Source organism: Halorubrum sp. ASP1, assembly GCF_005435135.1.
Classification (GTDB): Archaea; Halobacteriota; Halobacteria; order Halobacteriales; family Haloferacaceae; genus Halorubrum; species Halorubrum tropicale.
This window is the reverse complement of record NZ_SGUA01000009.1, coordinates 1-16790: the sequence shown is the minus strand read 5'-3', so window position 1 is coordinate 16790 and position 16790 is coordinate 1. Positions and strand designations below refer to the sequence as shown.

20 protein-coding genes are annotated in these 16790 nt (G+C 55.7%); 9 read left to right on the top strand and 11 right to left on the bottom strand.

Annotated features, from left to right (window positions below; genetic code table 11):
• Nucleotides 1-6 precede the first annotated feature (6 nt).
• The 4 genes from EXE48_RS13465 to EXE48_RS13450 all read left to right on the top strand — a co-directional run bounded on the left by EXE48_RS13465 (nucleotide 7) and on the right by EXE48_RS13450 (nucleotide 4081).
• Nucleotides 7-414: a DUF7475 family protein gene (locus EXE48_RS13465; RefSeq protein ID WP_241992008.1), complete on the top strand. Its 408-nt coding sequence runs from the start codon at nucleotides 7-9 to the stop codon at nucleotides 412-414.
• A 313-nt stretch (nucleotides 415-727) separates the two neighbouring features.
• Nucleotides 728-1012, top strand: coding sequence for a hypothetical protein (locus EXE48_RS13460; RefSeq protein WP_137711794.1), 285 nt, complete (start codon nucleotides 728-730; stop codon nucleotides 1010-1012).
• A 523-nt stretch (nucleotides 1013-1535) separates the two neighbouring features.
• Entirely contained in the window at nucleotides 1536-2336 is an 801-nt protein-coding gene (locus EXE48_RS13455; RefSeq protein ID WP_241992007.1) for a UbiA family prenyltransferase, read from the top strand.
• An 83-nt stretch (nucleotides 2337-2419) separates the two neighbouring features.
• Nucleotides 2420-4081, top strand: coding sequence for a sensor histidine kinase (locus EXE48_RS13450; RefSeq protein ID WP_241992006.1), 1662 nt, complete (start codon nucleotides 2420-2422; stop codon nucleotides 4079-4081).
• Nucleotides 4082-4133: 52 nt separating this feature from the next.
• On the opposite strand, the gene EXE48_RS13445 is transcribed toward EXE48_RS13450, so the two are convergent.
• The 9 genes from EXE48_RS13445 to EXE48_RS13400 form a co-directional block, all read right to left on the bottom strand.
• Nucleotides 4134-5453, bottom strand: coding sequence for a methyl-accepting chemotaxis protein (locus tag EXE48_RS13445; RefSeq protein WP_137711793.1), 1320 nt, complete (start codon nucleotides 5451-5453; stop codon nucleotides 4134-4136).
• Nucleotides 5454-5601: 148 nt separating this feature from the next.
• The gene (locus EXE48_RS19430; protein ID WP_137711792.1) at nucleotides 5602-5946 is read right to left on the bottom strand and encodes a DUF7521 family protein; all 345 of its coding nucleotides are present in this window, start codon (nucleotides 5944-5946) and stop codon (nucleotides 5602-5604) included.
• Nucleotides 5946-6293 carry a winged helix-turn-helix domain-containing protein gene (locus EXE48_RS13435; protein ID WP_077152292.1) on the bottom strand — a complete coding sequence of 116 codons (348 nt, stop codon included), beginning with the start codon at nucleotides 6291-6293 and terminating at the stop codon, nucleotides 5946-5948. Before EXE48_RS13435 ends, EXE48_RS19430 begins: the two co-directional genes overlap by 1 nt.
• A gap of 122 nt (nucleotides 6294-6415) precedes the next feature.
• The gene (locus EXE48_RS13430) at nucleotides 6416-6811 is read right to left on the bottom strand and encodes a hypothetical protein (RefSeq protein WP_137707457.1); all 396 of its coding nucleotides are present in this window, start codon (nucleotides 6809-6811) and stop codon (nucleotides 6416-6418) included.
• A 119-nt stretch (nucleotides 6812-6930) separates the two neighbouring features.
• A complete protein-coding gene (gene rdfA / locus EXE48_RS13425; RefSeq protein WP_137711791.1) occupies nucleotides 6931-7527 on the bottom strand; it encodes a rod-determining factor RdfA in 597 nt (198 codons plus the stop codon).
• 162 nt (nucleotides 7528-7689) lie between these two features.
• A complete protein-coding gene (locus EXE48_RS19095) occupies nucleotides 7690-10629 on the bottom strand; it encodes a plasmid replication protein RepH (RefSeq protein WP_241992005.1) in 2940 nt (979 codons plus the stop codon).
• 343 nt (nucleotides 10630-10972) lie between these two features.
• On the bottom strand, nucleotides 10973-11473 hold the full coding sequence (locus EXE48_RS13410) for a DUF8112 family protein (protein ID WP_137711790.1): 501 nt from the start codon (nucleotides 11471-11473) through the stop codon (nucleotides 10973-10975).
• A 222-nt stretch (nucleotides 11474-11695) separates the two neighbouring features.
• Nucleotides 11696-12022, bottom strand: coding sequence for a helix-turn-helix transcriptional regulator (locus EXE48_RS13405; protein ID WP_137707455.1), 327 nt, complete (start codon nucleotides 12020-12022; stop codon nucleotides 11696-11698).
• Nucleotides 12015-12227, bottom strand: coding sequence for a hypothetical protein (locus tag EXE48_RS13400; protein ID WP_137711789.1), 213 nt, complete (start codon nucleotides 12225-12227; stop codon nucleotides 12015-12017). Before EXE48_RS13400 ends, EXE48_RS13405 begins: the two co-directional genes overlap by 8 nt.
• 200 nt (nucleotides 12228-12427) lie before the next feature.
• Between EXE48_RS13400 and EXE48_RS13395 the strand changes: the two genes are divergently transcribed.
• From EXE48_RS13395 to EXE48_RS13380, 4 genes are all read left to right on the top strand, one after another.
• Nucleotides 12428-12712: a winged helix-turn-helix domain-containing protein gene (locus EXE48_RS13395; RefSeq protein WP_137711863.1), complete on the top strand. Its 285-nt coding sequence runs from the start codon at nucleotides 12428-12430 to the stop codon at nucleotides 12710-12712.
• A 28-nt stretch (nucleotides 12713-12740) separates the two neighbouring features.
• Nucleotides 12741-13037, top strand: a complete 297-nt coding sequence (locus EXE48_RS13390; RefSeq protein ID WP_094580664.1) for a winged helix-turn-helix domain-containing protein — start codon at nucleotides 12741-12743, stop codon at nucleotides 13035-13037.
• Between the two features lies 1 nt (nucleotide 13038).
• Nucleotides 13039-13956: a hypothetical protein gene (locus tag EXE48_RS13385; RefSeq protein ID WP_137711788.1), complete on the top strand. Its 918-nt coding sequence runs from the start codon at nucleotides 13039-13041 to the stop codon at nucleotides 13954-13956.
• 730 nt (nucleotides 13957-14686) lie between these two features.
• The gene (locus tag EXE48_RS13380) at nucleotides 14687-15517 is read left to right on the top strand and encodes an IS5 family transposase (RefSeq protein WP_137711787.1); all 831 of its coding nucleotides are present in this window, start codon (nucleotides 14687-14689) and stop codon (nucleotides 15515-15517) included.
• Nucleotides 15518-15667: 150 nt separating this feature from the next.
• Here EXE48_RS13380 and EXE48_RS13375 read toward each other — a convergent pair whose 3' ends face one another.
• Nucleotides 15668-15949: a helix-turn-helix transcriptional regulator gene (locus EXE48_RS13375; protein ID WP_094494467.1), complete on the bottom strand. Its 282-nt coding sequence runs from the start codon at nucleotides 15947-15949 to the stop codon at nucleotides 15668-15670.
• Nucleotides 15950-16016: 67 nt separating this feature from the next.
• Nucleotides 16017-16424 carry a hypothetical protein gene (locus EXE48_RS13370; protein ID WP_080508779.1) on the bottom strand — a complete coding sequence of 136 codons (408 nt, stop codon included), beginning with the start codon at nucleotides 16422-16424 and terminating at the stop codon, nucleotides 16017-16019.
• A gap of 215 nt (nucleotides 16425-16639) precedes the next feature.
• Here EXE48_RS13370 and EXE48_RS19280 point away from each other — a divergent pair.
• A partial coding sequence (locus EXE48_RS19280) for a PAS domain-containing protein (RefSeq protein ID WP_137711786.1) occupies nucleotides 16640-16790 on the top strand: 151 nt, incomplete at its 3' end.

Here is a 16790-nt window from a genome sequence, read left to right as displayed (position 1 = left end):
GTGCGTATGGGTACAAACCATACAACGAGGTCAGACAGCATGTATCAGTGGCCGTCGGAACCGATCGGGTATGTGGCGGTTCTTTTGGCCCTCATTACGGGACTCATCCATCTCGTGGCGACGACACGAGCGATTGAAATGAGCGTTGTGCTGGCAGTGCTCTTCGTGCTCAACGGACTGGGTTTCCTCGGCGGAGCAGCAGTATACTTCACCCGGTTCTGGCGACGCTCGTTTTTCCTTGTGGCTGCAGTATACTCCTTGGTGACGATTCTTGCGTTATTCCCGTTCCGAGGGTGGGGGATTGAAGCGTTCTACATGAACGGGGAGATTAACCCAATTGTCACCATTACGAAAGTTGCGGAGGCTTTCCTCGCGATCGTGTCGGTTTATTTGTACAGCCGCACGAGCAATTGACACCCTCACTGCCCTGAAGGCGAGGATTCTCGACCGCACTGAGAAATTCTTTCTCGCGGTATCGAGCAAGTAGGAGAGGGACGCTCCGAATTAACGCCTGTGGAGACTGCGCTCCCTAGGGATATACTTGTATCTGGCTTTGTTAAAATATTCTCATTCAAATATATTCTAACTTGAAATAGTTCTATGATAAAAGTGAATATAAGTCACTGTTCCGAATTAAAGGGTTTAGCTTAGTGATTAAGAGTTTGCTATTAGGCTCCGACTGATGCGCTACAAAAAAACATATTGGCGGGGGCACATACATTTAAGTATGCCCTCTAAGCGTGATCTTCTCGAAGAAGAAAATCCATCTAATGGGCCAGACCGGTCAGAGTTTCAGTGGATTCGAATTTTTGCTTTTACAATCGGAGTAAGTATTACTGTTCTCTATCTTTGGATAAATCCATTTCAGTATATCCCAGACTGGACTGCTGCGGCTATCGGAGCGGTTCCTGTTGTATTCCTCCTCTATAGCTTCAGTTCGCAGTCTTGGCAAACCTGTGCGAAGATCGCTGCCGGTGTTGCAATCGGAAGTAGTCTTGGAACCTTTTTTTGAGTCGCTTGGCACAATCTGTGCAGGTGAAGTACCTCGGGGACAAGCCCTGAGGCTTCACCGTTGTGTCTGTATCGTCCAGAAACGGACGGACAAACACAGGCGAATTCACTTGTGCGTTCTCCGATTTGTGGAGCGGGTAATTGCCCAACCTGTTCAGAGCGGAAACAGCACGGAAACCCACCTCTTCAGGGCTATCTTTTATATTGATCTCTCCAGAGGGCTACGAACTCCAACCACAATATATCACTAAAGGTATCATTTGAGAAACCCACAGACAGCCTGTTCATCTGCCGAACGGTCTCTGTCTATCTTTATTGTCAGTTGGGAGTAATTTATAGCTGGCACCCGGGGAAACAACAGCGGGTTTTCTTGTGGTGTCCCTAACAGAATGTCAAACAAAAAACCAGAACGGACGAGCTCCGGTAGACAACCTACCGGAACCAGTAGCGGTTTTCGTCCATCAGTGAAATTGTGGCATCGAATACGAAGAGTCTGTATTTTTCTCCAACTTGATATCGTAGGCATGGGGATCGCTGGAACGCTTGTCACGATGGTGATCCTGTCGCTCGAGCCATCCTTAGCACCCGTCGTCGTTGGATTGGTCGCTTACGGTGTCTACGTCGGCGATAGAATCAGCGATGTGCGATACGACCCACAAGCGACGTCCGAGCGAAGTGCGTTTATCGGGCGACACAGGCGTCTGCTTTCGATCACGTCTGCTGGAGCATACGGACTTGCAATTACTCTCTCGGCGCTTGGTGGCCCACTCGCGCTTGCGGTCACCCTCGTGCCAGGCGTAACGTGGATCTTGTATGTAGTAGATTTGTCTGAACGATCGCTTGTGCCGCTCAAGCGCCTGAAGACCATCTTTGTGCTTAATTCTACGCTTGTGGCACTGGCGTGGGCGACAGCAATGGTAATCCTGCCAATTGTGTTTGCCGACGCCGCAATCACGCCACTTGCCATTGTGTTGGCGGTTTACTTTTTTGCCGATATTTTCGTCAACACTGAAATTCCGAACGTCCGCGACATCGAAGATGATGTCAAAAATAATGTCTCAACGTTCCCGACTGTCGTCGGCGTCAAGCGGACACGGCATCTATTGTACATCATTAACATGCTCTCAATTCTCGTCGTCATTGGCGCGTTTCTTAGCGGATTCCTCCCAGCACTTTTTGCGTTGGTCCTTCTTGCTGGACGAGTGCTGGCGGTTTTACTTAATAGTCGAATTGGGCGTAGTAACGACTACCGTCGCCTGGAGTTGCTCGGTGAGATGAACTACGTGTTCGTGGCGTGCGGACTGTTCATCGCTATCATCGGGTAATCCACGCCACTCTTTTTTATCAAGTGGAGATGTTTTGATTTCTCTGACATAAAGTTAGTATACATAGATGTCCTTGTGAGACTATGTCGACTACTACCTTTCTGCTGTCTGTGCTACACATCTCCGTCGTTCTTGGCTCAGCTTCGGCTATTTTAGCGTGGAGGGAGGGGCAATCTCCGGGGGCGAGACCTCTCGTACTGTTGCTGGCCGGGCAGGTGTTCTGGTCGCTTATGCTTATTTTTCGACTCCGAGCACCTGGTGTGGAGGCAAAGCTATTCTGGATGTACCTGATGTGGATAGGCGTCGTTGCAATCCCACTCGGCTGGATGCTGTTTGCGTTATCATACACCGGTCACGATCGCTTTTTGAAGTGGAGATATGTATCAGCACTTACGGTCGTTCCGGTGGTGACCGTGATTTTGGCCATTCTCGGGCCGGCTCAGGGACTTCTACAGATCAGTATCGCACAAACTCCAGGTCTCAGCGTTGTCCAGAGCGACAGCGGAGGCGTCTGGTATTGGATTGTCGCCGCTTATACGTATCTACTGGGTGGCGTGGGTAGTGCTCTGTTAGTCCGGTTGGCCCTGAGCCAGATGGCTGCGTTTCGGAAGCAGGCGTATACGCTGATTGGAGCGTTGATCATTCCCTGGGGTATAAACCTATGCTACCTCACAGACGTGCTTAGCACGCCTATTGACCCGACACCAGTCGCATTTTCAGTTTCTGGCGTCATCTACCTGACCGCCATTCGACGGTACAGTTTACTGCGAACGAATCCGGCACCGAATACTACCGCTCGAAGACTCGTATTTGATAGCACCCAAGAGGGGATACTTGTTCTTGATTTGAATGACAACGTGATTAACGTCAATGGTCCAGCACTGGAGATGCTTAATGTACAAAAAGACGAACTGCTCGGATCATCTGCGCCAGAGACGATTCCTAAGTACGAGGCATTTCCAGATTCTGGAGTATTTGAGGACTTCCTCACGATACAAACCCACTCAGGTAAGCGGGACTTCAAGATCAAAACTGTCGAGATTACTACCCAGCGAGGGCAGGTCATCGGGAGCATGGTGACGTTACAGGACGTGACTGAGTTCTTGCGCCAAGAACAGCGTCTACAGGTTCTCAATCGCGTGCTTCGCCACAACATCAAGACAGAAACTAACCTGATACTTGGGTATAGCGAGGACCTACCGACGAAAGCAGCCGAGCGCGTAAAACAAAGCGCCCTTCAAATTGATGAGCTAGGACAGAAAGGTCGCGAGGCAATCCGGCTTTTCAGTCGCGCTCGAGAAGAATCCGACGTCAGATCGATAGAGATGATACTTGAAGAGCGGCTGAGAGAGGTTAGCTCACGCTTTTCCGACGTGACATTCGAACTTCAGTGTCCTGACCAGGAGGTACCCGTTGATGGGCTTGTTAGTCCAGTCCTTTCGAACGCTATCGAAAACGCTGCTGAACACAATACCAGTGACAGTCCACATGTTGAGATTGTCGCCAGCGTAGGCGAGCAGGTACAGATCGAAATCCGCGATAACGGGCCGGGGATACCCGAGCACGAACTATCCGTACTTTCTGAAGGAACCGAATCTGTGCTTCACCATGGAAGTGGGCTCGGGCTCTGGATCATCAAGTGGGGAACCGATCTCCTCGGCGGTCGTGTCCAGTTTGGCGAAAATGAGGTGACCGGAACTGTCGTCAGCATCTCACTCCCACGGAAGGAACCGTCAACGAACTAGAGCGGAAACGTGGGATGAGACTGTTCGTCTGTCCGATCACGAGATGTCTGCCTCAGACAGACGTGTTCATGACCTCAGCGAGTTCGCGGTCAATCTGTTCGACCTGCCGGGTTAGCCCCGCGACCATCTCTGTCTGATTGTCGTTTTCGTCCGCAATCTGTGTGATTTCTTCACTCACGAGGGTAGCCCGTTCAGAGACGTCGTCAACAGCACTCGATATCCCTTCAGCCACGCTCGCCTGCTCATCTGTTGCGTCCGCGATCTCGGTGATCCCGCTTTCGGTTTGCTCAACCGCAGCAAGGATTTGTTTCTGGTTTTCAAGGAGGCCTTGGATGTCGTCTCTCGCGGACTGGATCTCGGCGTTTCCTGCTCTTACCTCGGTAGTTGCCGTAGCAGCCTTCTCTTTGATCCTTGCGACGATTTCTTCGATCTCGTCAGCTTGATCTTGTGAACGATTAGCGAGGTTCTTCACCTCGTCGGCGACGACCGCGAACCCATCACTGTCGCTGCGTGCCGCTTCGATGTTGGCGTTCAACGCGAGCATGTTTGTCTGTTCGGCGATATCGTTGATCACGCCAACAAGCTCCTCAACTTGCTCGATCTCGTCTTTCAACTCAGCGACATCGTCTGCGACGGTGTCCGACTTCTCGGCCGTATCGTCTACTTGATCGATAACGTCGGCTGCGGTCTCAACGGACTCTTCAGCGAGTTCCCTTGACTCCGCACTTTGGTTGCTGACTTCCTCAGCGCTAGACGCAATCTCTTCGATAGTGGCGCTGAATCCGGAGATCTCACCTTGTGTACTCTTGAGCTCGGCTGCTTGCTCGTCGACGAGCGTGCTGATCTCATTCGATCGGTTCGCGACTTCGGTTGTCGACTCGCTTAGCTGCCCCATTGATGTCTCGACATTGTCCGAGAGCTCTTCTTGGAGGTCGGCGAGCGTCTCCCGCTGTTCGACGACGGTGGTGACATCGAAGAGCAACTCGACAGCACCAACGACCTCGCCGGTTGGTGTCTGAATTGGGGTTCCAATCGCGCGCGCATGTGCTTTCGTTCCATCTGGTCGTTCGGCGGATCGGAACTCGTTTTCACGTATGGGTGTTCCAGTGCGGACGACTTCTTCGGCGAGGGTCTCGTTTTTGCCCTCGGTACCAAACACGTCGTATGCGTTCATCCCGACAGCTTTGCGCGCTGGGAGGCCAAGCAGATCGGCTGTAGCGGTGTTCCACTGCGTAATGTCACCTTCGGCGTCGACGACGAATGCTGGTTCAGGGAGGTCTGCGATGAACTGCTCGAACGAGTGCCGCCAGAAATCCCCGCCAGATCCGGAACCACTCTGTTGAAGCTGGTCGTTGTCTGTGGCCGTGGCCATACCGAAAGACACCTACAAGAGGTGATTTTATTTTTGGTGAAATTATCGCCACTGATAGACCTGTAGGCTGAAGGATCTGCTGGAGCCCTCTTTTTCAGGTATATTCTCACCTGAAACAGCCGGGCGATGAGAGCTGCGAACTGAACGCTCACTGAGATTTGCTAGGCGTGATAAGCAAGGAGTAAAGCAGAGTACAAATCCCAGTTATTTCGCTCACTCGTATCACTAATGGAAGATAAAATGTATACACGCGAGGAGCAAGCTCAATCATCTGCCCAAGTGAGTTAACCCCGATTGAGAGCGTCATAGGGACGGCAGTGATGAGACCGAGGCCACAGGCTAGGTACAGCATCCGGATGCTGCTGTTCCGCTGATATCCCCTATAGGCGTGGAACACAATGAACAGCGCTAATCCGAGGGCGATAAGCGATACAGATAGCAGTAACAAATAATCTGACGGCAGTTGTGTATCGGCCGCTTGGACCACGGACATCATAACCCCTCCCACATATCAGTAAAGCGGTCAGCGAGATCACCAGTCGCCTTCTCTGAGACCGTTATCTCAAATCCATCGTCAGTGAGACGGACGGTAAGTTCATCCAACCGTGCTTCGTACAGACTATAGTGAGTTCCATCGGGTTGTGCGACGCGTCGTTCAGCGAGAAGTCCGCATTCGATCAGTCGTTCTGTCCGCCGGTAGACCGTTGAAATTGAGATATCACATGTCTCGCTAATCTCTTTGGCTGACATTACATTGTTCCGTGTCTGTTGGAGGATTACTTGCGCGTACTGATCGTCAAGGAGATCGAGTATTTCATCTACGTCCGCTTCATCGGTCACGCCTGTACTCTCCTTGGCTGTGATGACGCAAGTTTCCTTGTGTTGAGACGGCCAATTGGCTGCTGTGTGAAAACTCATTCTGTTCCCCTGACACAATTCATCCATTAGTTACTATCTTTCACTTACGTATGCTGTCGGACTCGCATGAACAACGCTGCGATCCCATACTGAATTAGCACGGTTAGGACAAACGCAATTCCACCGGTGTACTCGCCGGGAACCACACTGAAAGCGAGTTGATATGTGCCGATGAACAAACCTGTCGTGATCAGCGCAGCTGAGATAGTCCACACAGCTGCTGCGCTTCTTGAATACGCGACAGGCCAGTAACGCTCGTATGCGTAAGGAATGAACACCCCGATATTGAGTGCAAGAAGTAATCCTCCCGTAGTTGGATCGCCTATCTGAGCGAACACAAACAAGGCTACGACAGCAAGGATCACAGAAACAACACTGACCGAGAGATTGCTTGTCAGATCCTCTTCGAGACGCGCCCTAAGCGACTGGTTGTCAGACATGTATCCACGTAGATGGCTGGATAATAAGGCGTTTACCCGCATTCGCTGACTCAGCGAATCAGCACTCTTCCGTGGATCCTGTTACAACCCATCTGCCGCCGAAACAGCCGGTCGACAGCTTATGTTGACCGGCTACAGGCAGGACAGCCGCCGTTGCGCAGATACACCGACATCTCAGTGTTGCTCCCGCATGTGTTACAGATACAATCCATCGTGACCTCTACTTCAGGCTCCACTCCGTGTACCTGATTGTGTGTCACAGAGTGTGAGATAATCCCAGTAGCAATCGTTTCTGCCTTTGTCTCGATCTGTTGTAAACTCTTAATTCGTGAGCGGATATCATCGACCTCACGTTCATACGTAATATCACGATACTCTGTCAGATACGTGTATATCGATTGATACGACACCATGTCCCCGCCGACTTCGTCGGTGTCTACTCCCCTGCGATCGAGATCATATCCTGTCATCGATTTAGTATCGTCTTTGATGATCGCGGCACACTCCTCCACAAGTGATCTCTCCCAGATGATACCCGCTTCGCGGAGTGCTGCATCGAGCACACGGATGTTGAAGAATTCCGCGAGTTCACGACAAGAGCGTCGGGTACTCTCGGGCTTTGTCCATTCCGTAACCATTTCGTCGCCAATGTCGTCGAGGTCGTACTTGTCGATTACTCGAACAACCTTCGGTCGCGTACTTGTGGCGTTACGCATCGTTAGTGGACACGGTGAGATACAGGCGCTGATTCTGCTGTTCGACGCTACACGTGAGTTGGGATGCGGCCTCTTCACAGCGGGCGACGCGGATGTGTGTCCCCTCTTCGGTGAACTGGCGCTCGCAGATGGCGGCGGTTGGACGATCGCTTGCTGCGTGTTTCATTGGGACACACCCTGTGGTAAGAGGGGACGGAACTGGTCAAGAAGCGATGCGGTCGGTGCGTAGTATTGTGGTGTCATGCGTGGTTCATGGGTGGTGGTTTCAAACGCTGCGGCTGGGTGGTGACTGTGGCGAGTTTGTGCGTCAGTGGTTGCGGTACAGTCTTCGCAGTGTTGTCCCCAGTGTTTCACCGGAAGGGCGGTGTCAACGGCAGTGCCAGTCGGGGCGTGGTGATCCCACATGTGGATTCGATGTGGGTGTCGGCAGTCGACTCCGAGTGGAGTCCACAGAGTGGGGGCGAGACGGACTGAATGTGTTCGGGAGCGATGCGTCAACAGCGGGAGCCAGGAATGAGGCTGACCAAGGTACGGCGACGGCTGCGGTGAGGAGTGACTGGGCTCGTCGGTGGTGACCCAGCGTCGGTGGCCATCCACGTAGACGGCCTGTACCCGGTCAAGCGCTTGGACAGTGCCAATCCGGCGATCATAGCTACTAGCCGCAATGTCGGCCCGCTCGAGTAACGCTGAGCGCCCAAGCGGCTCGTCGGCTCGAAGCAGGGCCGCATACAGTGCGGTCGCCGTTGGCACAAGATCGGGGCGGAACCGCGCGACAGAGAGCGTCGCCGCCGCGCGTTCAACCGCAGCCACGGTCGGAGCGTGAGACTCGTTCAGCGCACGCAGCAGGCTCACCACGACGTCGTACGGACACGCACGGCGAGTGGTGTCCGCCGGGCCGAACGAGCGCAGACAGCGCCGCACGAGCCGCTGTCGCTCGTGGGGTGTCCACTGGGCGTCGTGGGTCATCGCAATCTCGTCGATCACCCGCCGGATGGCGGGGTAGGTCGTCCCGTCGACGACCGGGATCGAGAGCGTAGGGGCGGTTTCGGTGCCCGCTGCGATCGCCTCCCGCACCGCGGTGAGTTCTGTGGTGAGCGCCTCTTCGATCGCATCGCGGAGATCGGTGATCGTCGGGCCCGCAAGCACCCACGACATCGTCAGATCCATCGTCGCGTCGGGCTCGACGTCGTAGGGGAGCCGCCGTCGCAGTTTGGGTGGGCGCTCTTCGAACAACATGCGGTAGCCCGAGTGAACGCCATACACCGATTGTTTGGGCACCGTCTTCGCGAGGAACGTACAGAGCTGCCGGCGTTGCGTCGAGTTTCGCGCGAGCGCCGCGGTGTCCGGGAACCTCACTGTGGTCGTCAGATCAACGCCGATTGCGTGATACAGGTGAGTGGCCGAGGCGACTAACCCGTGGAGGTCTTCGAAGAGTTTGCTTCGGGCGGCACTATTGGTACTGCTCGTGTGTTCGCCGATCTTCGCGAGCAGTGTATCGCGGACGGTCGTGATGCGGTCACGCCACGCCGCATACGTGTGCTCGTCGTCGCTGTACCAGCCAACTTGGTGGCCCCGACACAGCACTCGTGGGGCGTCTTGTTCGAGATCACCGCGATGGATTGCCTCGAATGCGCGGCCGAACCGCGACGGCGTCAAGATCTTCGAGAGCGCCTTATCGCTGAGTAAGACAGCCGCGAGACGTCCCAGGGTGGCTAAGGGCCCACCCCACTGGAGGACGACCTGCGCCTCGCCGGGGGTGTGGCTCAGATACCCAACCCGGCCATCATCGAACGGCGCTGGGGTGTCATCAACAAGTGTGACGCTATCGTCTTGGGCAGGGGTCCGAAATCGCTGGTGGAGGTGGGTTTCATCGACGGTGTCGGGCCCCGTTAGCCACTGGACGAACTCTTCGTCGGCGTCGGGGTCACCCGTCGCCGCCAGCCACTCCTCGAGTGAGGGTGGGGTGTCACCTGTGGAGCCCTCCGGGCGGGGCGACACTGTACTTGTGACATCGTGAGTGGTCGCAGTAAGATCGTCAGTCAGTCGGCGTTGTTCGGGATGGACGAGGTCGCCGGCAGCGTCGAGATACACAGCCACGGCCGTCTGACCGCGTTCAGAGAGAGTGACGCTGTGGTGGGTGCCTCGACGGTCGACGTCGACGAGCCCACGCGTCTCGAGATCAAGGACGTACCGGCTGACCGTCCCTGCCTCAATGTCGATCGCATGGTCGTGTTCGAGATCCTGGTAGGTTCGCCCGGTGGTGGCGTCGAGATTGGTGAGGAGACGTCGTTTCTTCGGTGTGCGTTCGAGCCCATCGAGCGCTTGCCAGGCAGGGTGGCACTCGTCGGTGGTCGGCTCGTGAGACTGAACGCGGTGGGGATGCGGGTGGGACCGATCCCGGCTCTGCGTAAGATCGAGGTGGATTTCACACCACTGTGGGTACCGCCGGGTGAGGTGGCGTTTGAGCGCCGGGGAGACGACAACGCGAACGTCGAACCCGGCTGCGAGCACGGCGATGGCCGCGAGCGCGCGGACGCCAGTTCGACGGTCGGTGAGATCGGTCCACGCCGCCACATCGAGTGCGAGGGTGATCGCTCGTGGAGTCGCGTCGAATTCGCGGTGGAGCGCGACTGGTCCCTTTGCGAGTGCGCCAAGCCCGGCGTTGACCGCGCCGCGCCCGGTGCCGACTGTATGAACGGTGTCGCGCAACTCCTCGTGGCGTTGTGTGTGATATGACGACTCGGTGTCGCCGTCGACGAGCGCCAACTCGGTAATCGCCTGCGTGTAGGCGACGGCCTCGGCGGTTGCATCGTCCCACGTGTTCTCGAGGGAGGTCCACTCCGGAAGGGTGGTATCGAGGAGTGCCGAACTCGCCCGCCACGGGTCGGTGTGGGGTGTCTGGGTCCGGACTGTTTCTGTGGTCGCCTCACGAAGCTGGTCGAGGAGTTCGGGTATCCACTCGGTCAGCCGGGGCGAGACGCTTCCACAGTGGCTGCCGGCGGCGTCATACTGTGTGGTTGGGCCCACAAGATGGACGCCACGCTCGTGGCTCTGGCCGACGGGCTGTGCGTGCCCGCTCTGGGCCTGCTTGTCTGCTGGCATCACTTTGGTGGCTCCCAGCAGGTGACCATCGCGACGAGCCGCCGGAGCAGCTCTCGGATGTACTGGCGGATTGTTCGCGAGACAGGATCGACACTGCGGGCAATCCGGATCGCGGCCGCAACGTCTGGATGGTGTGTCTCGTCGATAGTCCGCGTCGCTCGGAACAGCGCCGCCGTCACGCCGGCTGCGTCACTGGCGGTACTCGCGGTAAGCGCCCGCCGAAGGTGTGCGATCGTCGCGAGGGTAATGTCCAGGTCCGTTGTTGATGGTCGGGTGGACGGACGCGTTCGGTGGTGCTTGGGCCGTCGTTGTTGCGCGGCCTCGGTGCGGGATAGTGACCGCATTAGTCATCCCCCTCCGTCGTTAGTGGGGAACTGACCGTCACCTGCGCCCGAGCGTCGCGCCGTCGCTGCCGGTGGGTCGCTGTCGGCGTGACCTCCTCGGCGAGTGGCGTCTCGGGCGGCAGCCAGCGGATCGTCGTCGTCGCTGGTGCGCTCACGCCGAGTGGGACCGGCTCGACGAGAATCGGCCATGTGGATTGGGTCGCGGCGTCTGAGGCGAGTCCGATACGTCCGGCGACCAGCAGTTCGTGGACGCCGAGTGTGAACACCTCCTGCTGGCGGTGTTCACGGTGCGCGCAGACGCAATGGCCAACTTCGTGGGTTCGCTTCTCGGCCGGCTTAGAGACGTACGCGACGATCTCATCGCCCTCGGTGAACGAGCGCCCGCAGTGTTGACACGCCCCCGACGTGGACGCAAGCGACAGCTGATCGAGGCTTGCGATGGTGTCGTTCGTGAGAGGACTTGGTGGTGCGTCGGCGGGCTGCTGGTTGTCTCGACTCATGGCCCCCGATTCACGCTCGCGATCGATTGGCCGCAGTACCACCCACACCGCGGGCAGACCCACCCGTTGACGAATCGGTTGACGAGTCGATCACATTGGCGGCACCGCCAGAGCTTCTTCATCATACGCGGCCCTCGACCGCTTGTTGAACGGTGATCTCACCGAGTTCGCCGGCAAGGGTCTCGCGGGCGTCGAAGCGGAGATGCGGTGGCTGGGTGTGATTCACGCGGCATCACCCTCCGCCTGCCACGCGCGGCGCGCTTCAAGGGCGCGGCGGGCCGCCTCGGTGAGGCTGTACTCGTTGGTGCGCCGATCGCGTGCCCGCTTGGCGACGAGGCCACACTCGACGAGCGTGTCGAGATTCTGGTAGAGGCGGCTGTGGTTGATCTCGTCGCTGTAGTAGGCAGCGAGGTCCGCCTTCAGGGCCGTCCCCTTGCGGGCGTTCTCGTGGGAGAGCGCCCAGAGAAGATCGCGCTGGAAGGCGGTGAGGTCGGCGAGCGCGGTCGGCTCGTCGCCGTCGCGTTCGTCGTCGGCGAGGACGCTACGCATCGCGCACCCCCGCATCGCGGCGCGCGGCGAGCGGCTTCGCCGCACAGTCGGCGCACAGGTGGCGTTTCACCTGCGCGCAGAACCCGTCGGCCGGGTCGCCGCAGATCTCGCAGCCGCCGTCGTTGTGTCCGCTCGGTTCCTCGGTCGTCGCGCAGGGCTTATGCCCCGCAGTTGCCATCGTCAGCATGGTTCTGTGGCCCAACACAGAACCCGACCCGGCCGAGTGTGCCAGCACTGCGGCCGGGATCCTACATTTCATCGCGAGCCGAGGGTTCGTCACTCGGGCCCCGTAATTTCGTCAACGAAGTCTAATGTTATAAAGTTAATGGAAATTCATTCCTAACTAGATATTTTCCATATAACTAATTCGGTGAAACGATTATGCGTCCGTAACATCTCATGAACATGAGGAAAAGCGCTGATTGGATGACTATCTGGGATGACCGAATACTGGAAGTGATCCGGGACGAAGGCTCGGGATCTCCAACTCCTCTTTCAGAACACGACTACATCCACATATCTGCGTCACAGGTCTCTAAACGTCTAAAAAAGCTGTCCGAACATGGGCTTCTTGAGGCTCTTGGAAACGGTATCTACGTCACAACAGCTGACGGGGAGAAGTATCTTGATGGAGAGTTAGCCGTCGACGATATAAACGGGCACTCGGAGAGCGGTGACGAAAGCGCATAGGTGTAATATGAAAAAATCCGCGAACTGGATGGTCAGCGAGGACGATCGCATCCTTGAGTATCTCGACCGTGAGGGGGCGTCGTCGTGGTGGGAAGTCGCTCACGACCTCCATCTCCAGCAGCGGCTCGTTCGCACCTGGCTCCGCGTCCTCGCGAAGGCTGGCTGGATCACCTCACACGATCGCGGCGATCTCGACGATCACTGGTCGATCACGACGTGGGGCGCGGGGTATCTCGACGGCCACGTGAACGCCGATCTTGTTCGGCCGCTGCCGGCGCTTCGGCCGAGCTACGCTACGCGGCCCGAGGAGTGGGCGGGGTTCTGATATGCCGGATGAAATCACTGGAAAACACTCGTACCGGGATTTCATCGATCCGAGCGCCCCAATGTACCTCTCTGATCTAGACATCCTCGAAGCCCTCCAAGACAAAACCCACGTCACTCCACACCGGCTGGCACAGGATCGCTTTCGGGAGAGCGTACTTCGTCTACAACTCCGTGATCTCGAACGTATCGGTGCTGTCACTCAAATAGGGCTGGAAACCTATCAGGAGAACTCCTATGGCTCAAGACTTCTCCGAGATCCGCCTGAGAAACACATAGAGAACGATATTCTTGATGTTGAGGGGATATCTCCGGACGCATTCCAAGCAGACGACTGGCGGCTTCGTGACTTCGGCTCCGTCAACGCTCAGGTAATCAAACAGCTCAACAAAGAGTTCTACGAGGAACCAGGCTCTACCTACGGAGAGGTACGAGAAAACGAACCGGGGCTGACAAAACAGCGGATTTCTAATGTCATAGACTCAGATATCCGCCGCTTGATCCGGGAGTTTCCCACCACCGCACCGCTTCCCGAAGCATGCGCTCACTGGATTCGAGCAATTGTCGGGCTCCACCTTTTTCCCGACGCAAACCACCGAACTGCGACAAACTCGCTTGAATATCTTGTTGAACAGTCTGACGGTCCGAGTGATCGAATTATCACCCCGTCTATTCCTCGTTTTGTTCTTCATTCAAAATATACTCGAACGTTCCAATCTGACGTTCGATACAACACGTTGTGGGCAAAAGATGAACTGTTCAGCGTCTGGCACCGATACTTTACTCACACACTCTGTCCGGGATTAGAAGAGCGCCGACCACACGATCCGCCTACAGAAACATTAGATCAAGTACTGGAAACAGCACGAGAGGTATTAAACGGAATTGAAAAAGACGCGTCGAACGATAGCGGTAGCTGATTTAATCCTCCGCAGTAGCGTGTCCCGAACCGACTTTCCCCATTTCGGCGTAAATCTCCTTGTTTTCTTTACGGAGCTCACGCATACGCTCCAAGGGGTCTTCTTCCATGCTGCTATATACGAAGTGGACTCGTGATAATGCTTGTGGTACGATGTACCTCTATAGTATTATCCGGAGTTTTCGACGATACGACCGTTGATTCGATACCCGCGTAGGTCTTGAAGAGATTTCTGGATACTGGATATCGGTGTGATACGTTGGTTCACTATTGCGGTACCCTTTCGAACTATGTCGGTGGGCTACGTTGTTGTTCTTACAACACAACTTCAACTGTTCAGATCTCGATCTAATATGGAAGGCAGTCCTTCGGTAGATTTGAATGAAGTGTACCTCACAGGGGTTCGTCTGAAACGCCGGAACGGGGTCGCCATCGAGTTCGTGATCGTGCTTCAACCCCACGAGGAGTTCATCTGAAACACCACAAGCGCTATCGCACCCATGACCAGCACCATACTTCAACCGCACGAGCGTTCGTCTGAGACCGTCCCGAGGAGTTCCGCCGAGACGCGGTCAGTCAAGCTTCAACCGCACGAGGGTTCGTCTGAAACTGGTCGGCGGCGAGCCAAAGACCGAGACTGCGGTAGCTTCAACCGGCTGTGTTGAATCGCCATACGGAGGCGAGATAGGCCGCTAAATCAAAGGAATTGAAGCGGGAGAGTTCCGTCGACCATGACGCAAATCTCCCGCTTCATCGGGGAGGTTGTACCGGTTGCTCAAAGAGTTACTGGCGATGGAGGCGAATCCGCCGCCCCGGACGGTGGCGGCGGATTCGCCGACTACGCACTCGTTTCCCTTCACTGTCTGCGGATTTACCTCGATTTGTCGTACCGCATGACGATCGACCTGCTCAAAGAGATGTCACAAATAATCGGGGAGATCGGCCTCAACGCGGCCGATCTCCCTGCGCCGTCCACGTTGTGTAAAGCGTTCGACCGGATCAGCATGAGCGTCTGTCGAGTGCTGCTGCGCCAGTCGGCGCAGCTGCACGATCTCTCTGAACACGCCGCGATCGACGCCACGTTCTACGACCGCTCACCAGCGAGCCGCCACTACTGCCAGCGAATCAGCTACCGCGTTCAGAAGCTCAAAGTCACGAAACTCGCCGATACAGCGTCGCAAGCCGTCATTGACGTTCACTGCTCAACGAATCGGGAAGGAAGTGACACGGACCTCGCAGAGCAGATCGCCCGCCGGAACGCGGGCGGTCTGCGGTCTCTCGCGGCCGATAAAGGCTACGACAAGCAATCGCTCCGCGAAGGATTACGCGATCTCGGGATCAGGCCGCTGATCAAGCACCGCATCTTCGCACCGTACGACCACGCACACAACGCCAGAATCGACGATAATCGCTACAATCAACGCTCTATGACCGAAACCGTGAACTCGGCTGTGAAGCGCTCGCTCGGCTTCGCCGTGCGAGCGCGGTCATGGTTCCGTGAGTTCCGCGAAATCGCGCTGATGTGTGTCGTCTATAACATCAAACGCTTCGTCAAACAGTGAATCTCTCCGCCTTACAGCGATCCAACACAGCCCCTGAAACAGCCGGTCGGTGAATTCTCTGTATTGACCGTGATCGGCCTGGAACATATCTCCTGCTGAGATCTCAACAGAGCCAAGGACGTGAAATACAGTCCTCGAACAGTAGTTCGATCACCCGTCGTGGTCAATATACCCGGCTTCCCATTCAGTCCGAGCTTCGATTTCTCTAGTGCCCCGGCGAGTAGTGCTGTACTCGTTGGTCCGTCGGTCGCGCTGACTCTTTTCGATGAGTCCCTTCTCAACGAGCGTGTCGAGGTTGGGATAGAGCCGCCCATGATGGATTTCCTTTTCGTAGTAGTCCTCGAGTTCGTCTTTGACCGCAAGCCCGTGGGGGTCATCAAGTCCGGCAACTACGTACAGCAGATCGCGCTGAAAGCCAGTGAGATCGTACATGTCGCAATTTTCGCATTCGAGTTTTGAAATACTACTGATCTGGCCCTGTATGGAGCGAAAGGATTCATCACTCTCCCCGTGGGTCACCAACCGGTATTTCACCATATTCTGGACATGAGACCCATCCCTGTCCAAATGCCCCACCCATCCCTTGGTCCGGACTCCATTCGTGTTCATCCCCACAATGTGGACAGTCTACCAGTGGCGGGTCAATCTCCAGTGCCTCTTGCTGGATAAAATGATTTCCTTGGTATGAATCACAGTTCTGACAGACGTTTCCCCAGACTTTCTTGCCGAGAGTATTGCTGTAGACCCGTTCAACAGGAGTTTCGTAATTCGCTAATACATCTCCGAGAGGTGTATCAAGATGGTCTCCTCGTGGCCAGACCACAGGCGTTTGCTCGCCACACTGCCAGCAGTCTGTTTCCCACGTCAGCAATTTCTGGCGATCAACTGGGAGGTCGTCTGGGAGCATGATAGCAAATTCTACTCTGATTGACTATTTGATTCTTTGTCTCTAGTTCCCTGTTGAAATCTTTAACAGTCGATAGGATTTGCGTGAGAGGTATAGGAGTATACTCAGCAAGATCTTGGCCACCACCCCCATATATACAACAAGGAGTAGTGCTTCCGTCGGAGGTTGCGTACGATTTTAATATGCTTACACGTGTACTGGACCCATTATAATCGATGGATGACGATACAACCCACCAAGAGAGTAATAACCACAAGCCTGAGTGGTATCGGACGCTCGTTGAGGAGGTAAATGATCTCGCGACAGTCGTCGATACTGACGGGACGATAACCTACGTTAGTCCGGCCATCACACGGATTCTCGGCT

Excerpts from the sequence above, each read along its gene's own strand:
- EXE48_RS13410 (WP_137711790.1), bottom strand. The coding sequence starts at position 11,473 with ATGAGTCGAGACAACCAGCAGCCCGCCGACGCACCACCAAGTCCTCTC.
- EXE48_RS13455 (WP_241992007.1), top strand. The coding sequence starts at position 1,536 with ATGGGGATCGCTGGAACGCTTGTCACGATGGTGATCCTGTCGCTCGAG.
- EXE48_RS13385 (WP_137711788.1), top strand. The coding sequence starts at position 13,039 with ATGCCGGATGAAATCACTGGAAAACACTCGTACCGGGATTTCATCGAT.
- EXE48_RS13460 (WP_137711794.1), top strand. The coding sequence starts at position 728 with ATGCCCTCTAAGCGTGATCTTCTCGAAGAAGAAAATCCATCTAATGGG.
- EXE48_RS19430 (WP_137711792.1), bottom strand. The coding sequence starts at position 5,946 with ATGTCCGTGGTCCAAGCGGCCGATACACAACTGCCGTCAGATTATTTG.
- rdfA (WP_137711791.1), bottom strand. The coding sequence starts at position 7,527 with ATGCGTAACGCCACAAGTACGCGACCGAAGGTTGTTCGAGTAATCGAC.
- EXE48_RS13430 (WP_137707457.1), bottom strand. The coding sequence starts at position 6,811 with ATGTCTGACAACCAGTCGCTTAGGGCGCGTCTCGAAGAGGATCTGACA.
- EXE48_RS13450 (WP_241992006.1), top strand. The coding sequence starts at position 2,420 with ATGTCGACTACTACCTTTCTGCTGTCTGTGCTACACATCTCCGTCGTT.
- EXE48_RS13445 (WP_137711793.1), bottom strand. The coding sequence starts at position 5,453 with ATGGCCACGGCCACAGACAACGACCAGCTTCAACAGAGTGGTTCCGGA.
- EXE48_RS13380 (WP_137711787.1), top strand. The coding sequence starts at position 14,687 with ATGACGCAAATCTCCCGCTTCATCGGGGAGGTTGTACCGGTTGCTCAA.
- EXE48_RS13390 (WP_094580664.1), top strand. The coding sequence starts at position 12,741 with ATGGTCAGCGAGGACGATCGCATCCTTGAGTATCTCGACCGTGAGGGG.
- EXE48_RS13405 (WP_137707455.1), bottom strand. The coding sequence starts at position 12,022 with ATGCGTAGCGTCCTCGCCGACGACGAACGCGACGGCGACGAGCCGACC.
- EXE48_RS19095 (WP_241992005.1), bottom strand. The coding sequence starts at position 10,629 with ATGCCAGCAGACAAGCAGGCCCAGAGCGGGCACGCACAGCCCGTCGGC.
- EXE48_RS13375 (WP_094494467.1), bottom strand. The coding sequence starts at position 15,949 with ATGTACGATCTCACTGGCTTTCAGCGCGATCTGCTGTACGTAGTTGCC.
- EXE48_RS13465 (WP_241992008.1), top strand. The coding sequence starts at position 7 with ATGGGTACAAACCATACAACGAGGTCAGACAGCATGTATCAGTGGCCG.
- EXE48_RS13395 (WP_137711863.1), top strand. The coding sequence starts at position 12,428 with ATGAGGAAAAGCGCTGATTGGATGACTATCTGGGATGACCGAATACTG.
- EXE48_RS13370 (WP_080508779.1), bottom strand. The coding sequence starts at position 16,424 with ATGCTCCCAGACGACCTCCCAGTTGATCGCCAGAAATTGCTGACGTGG.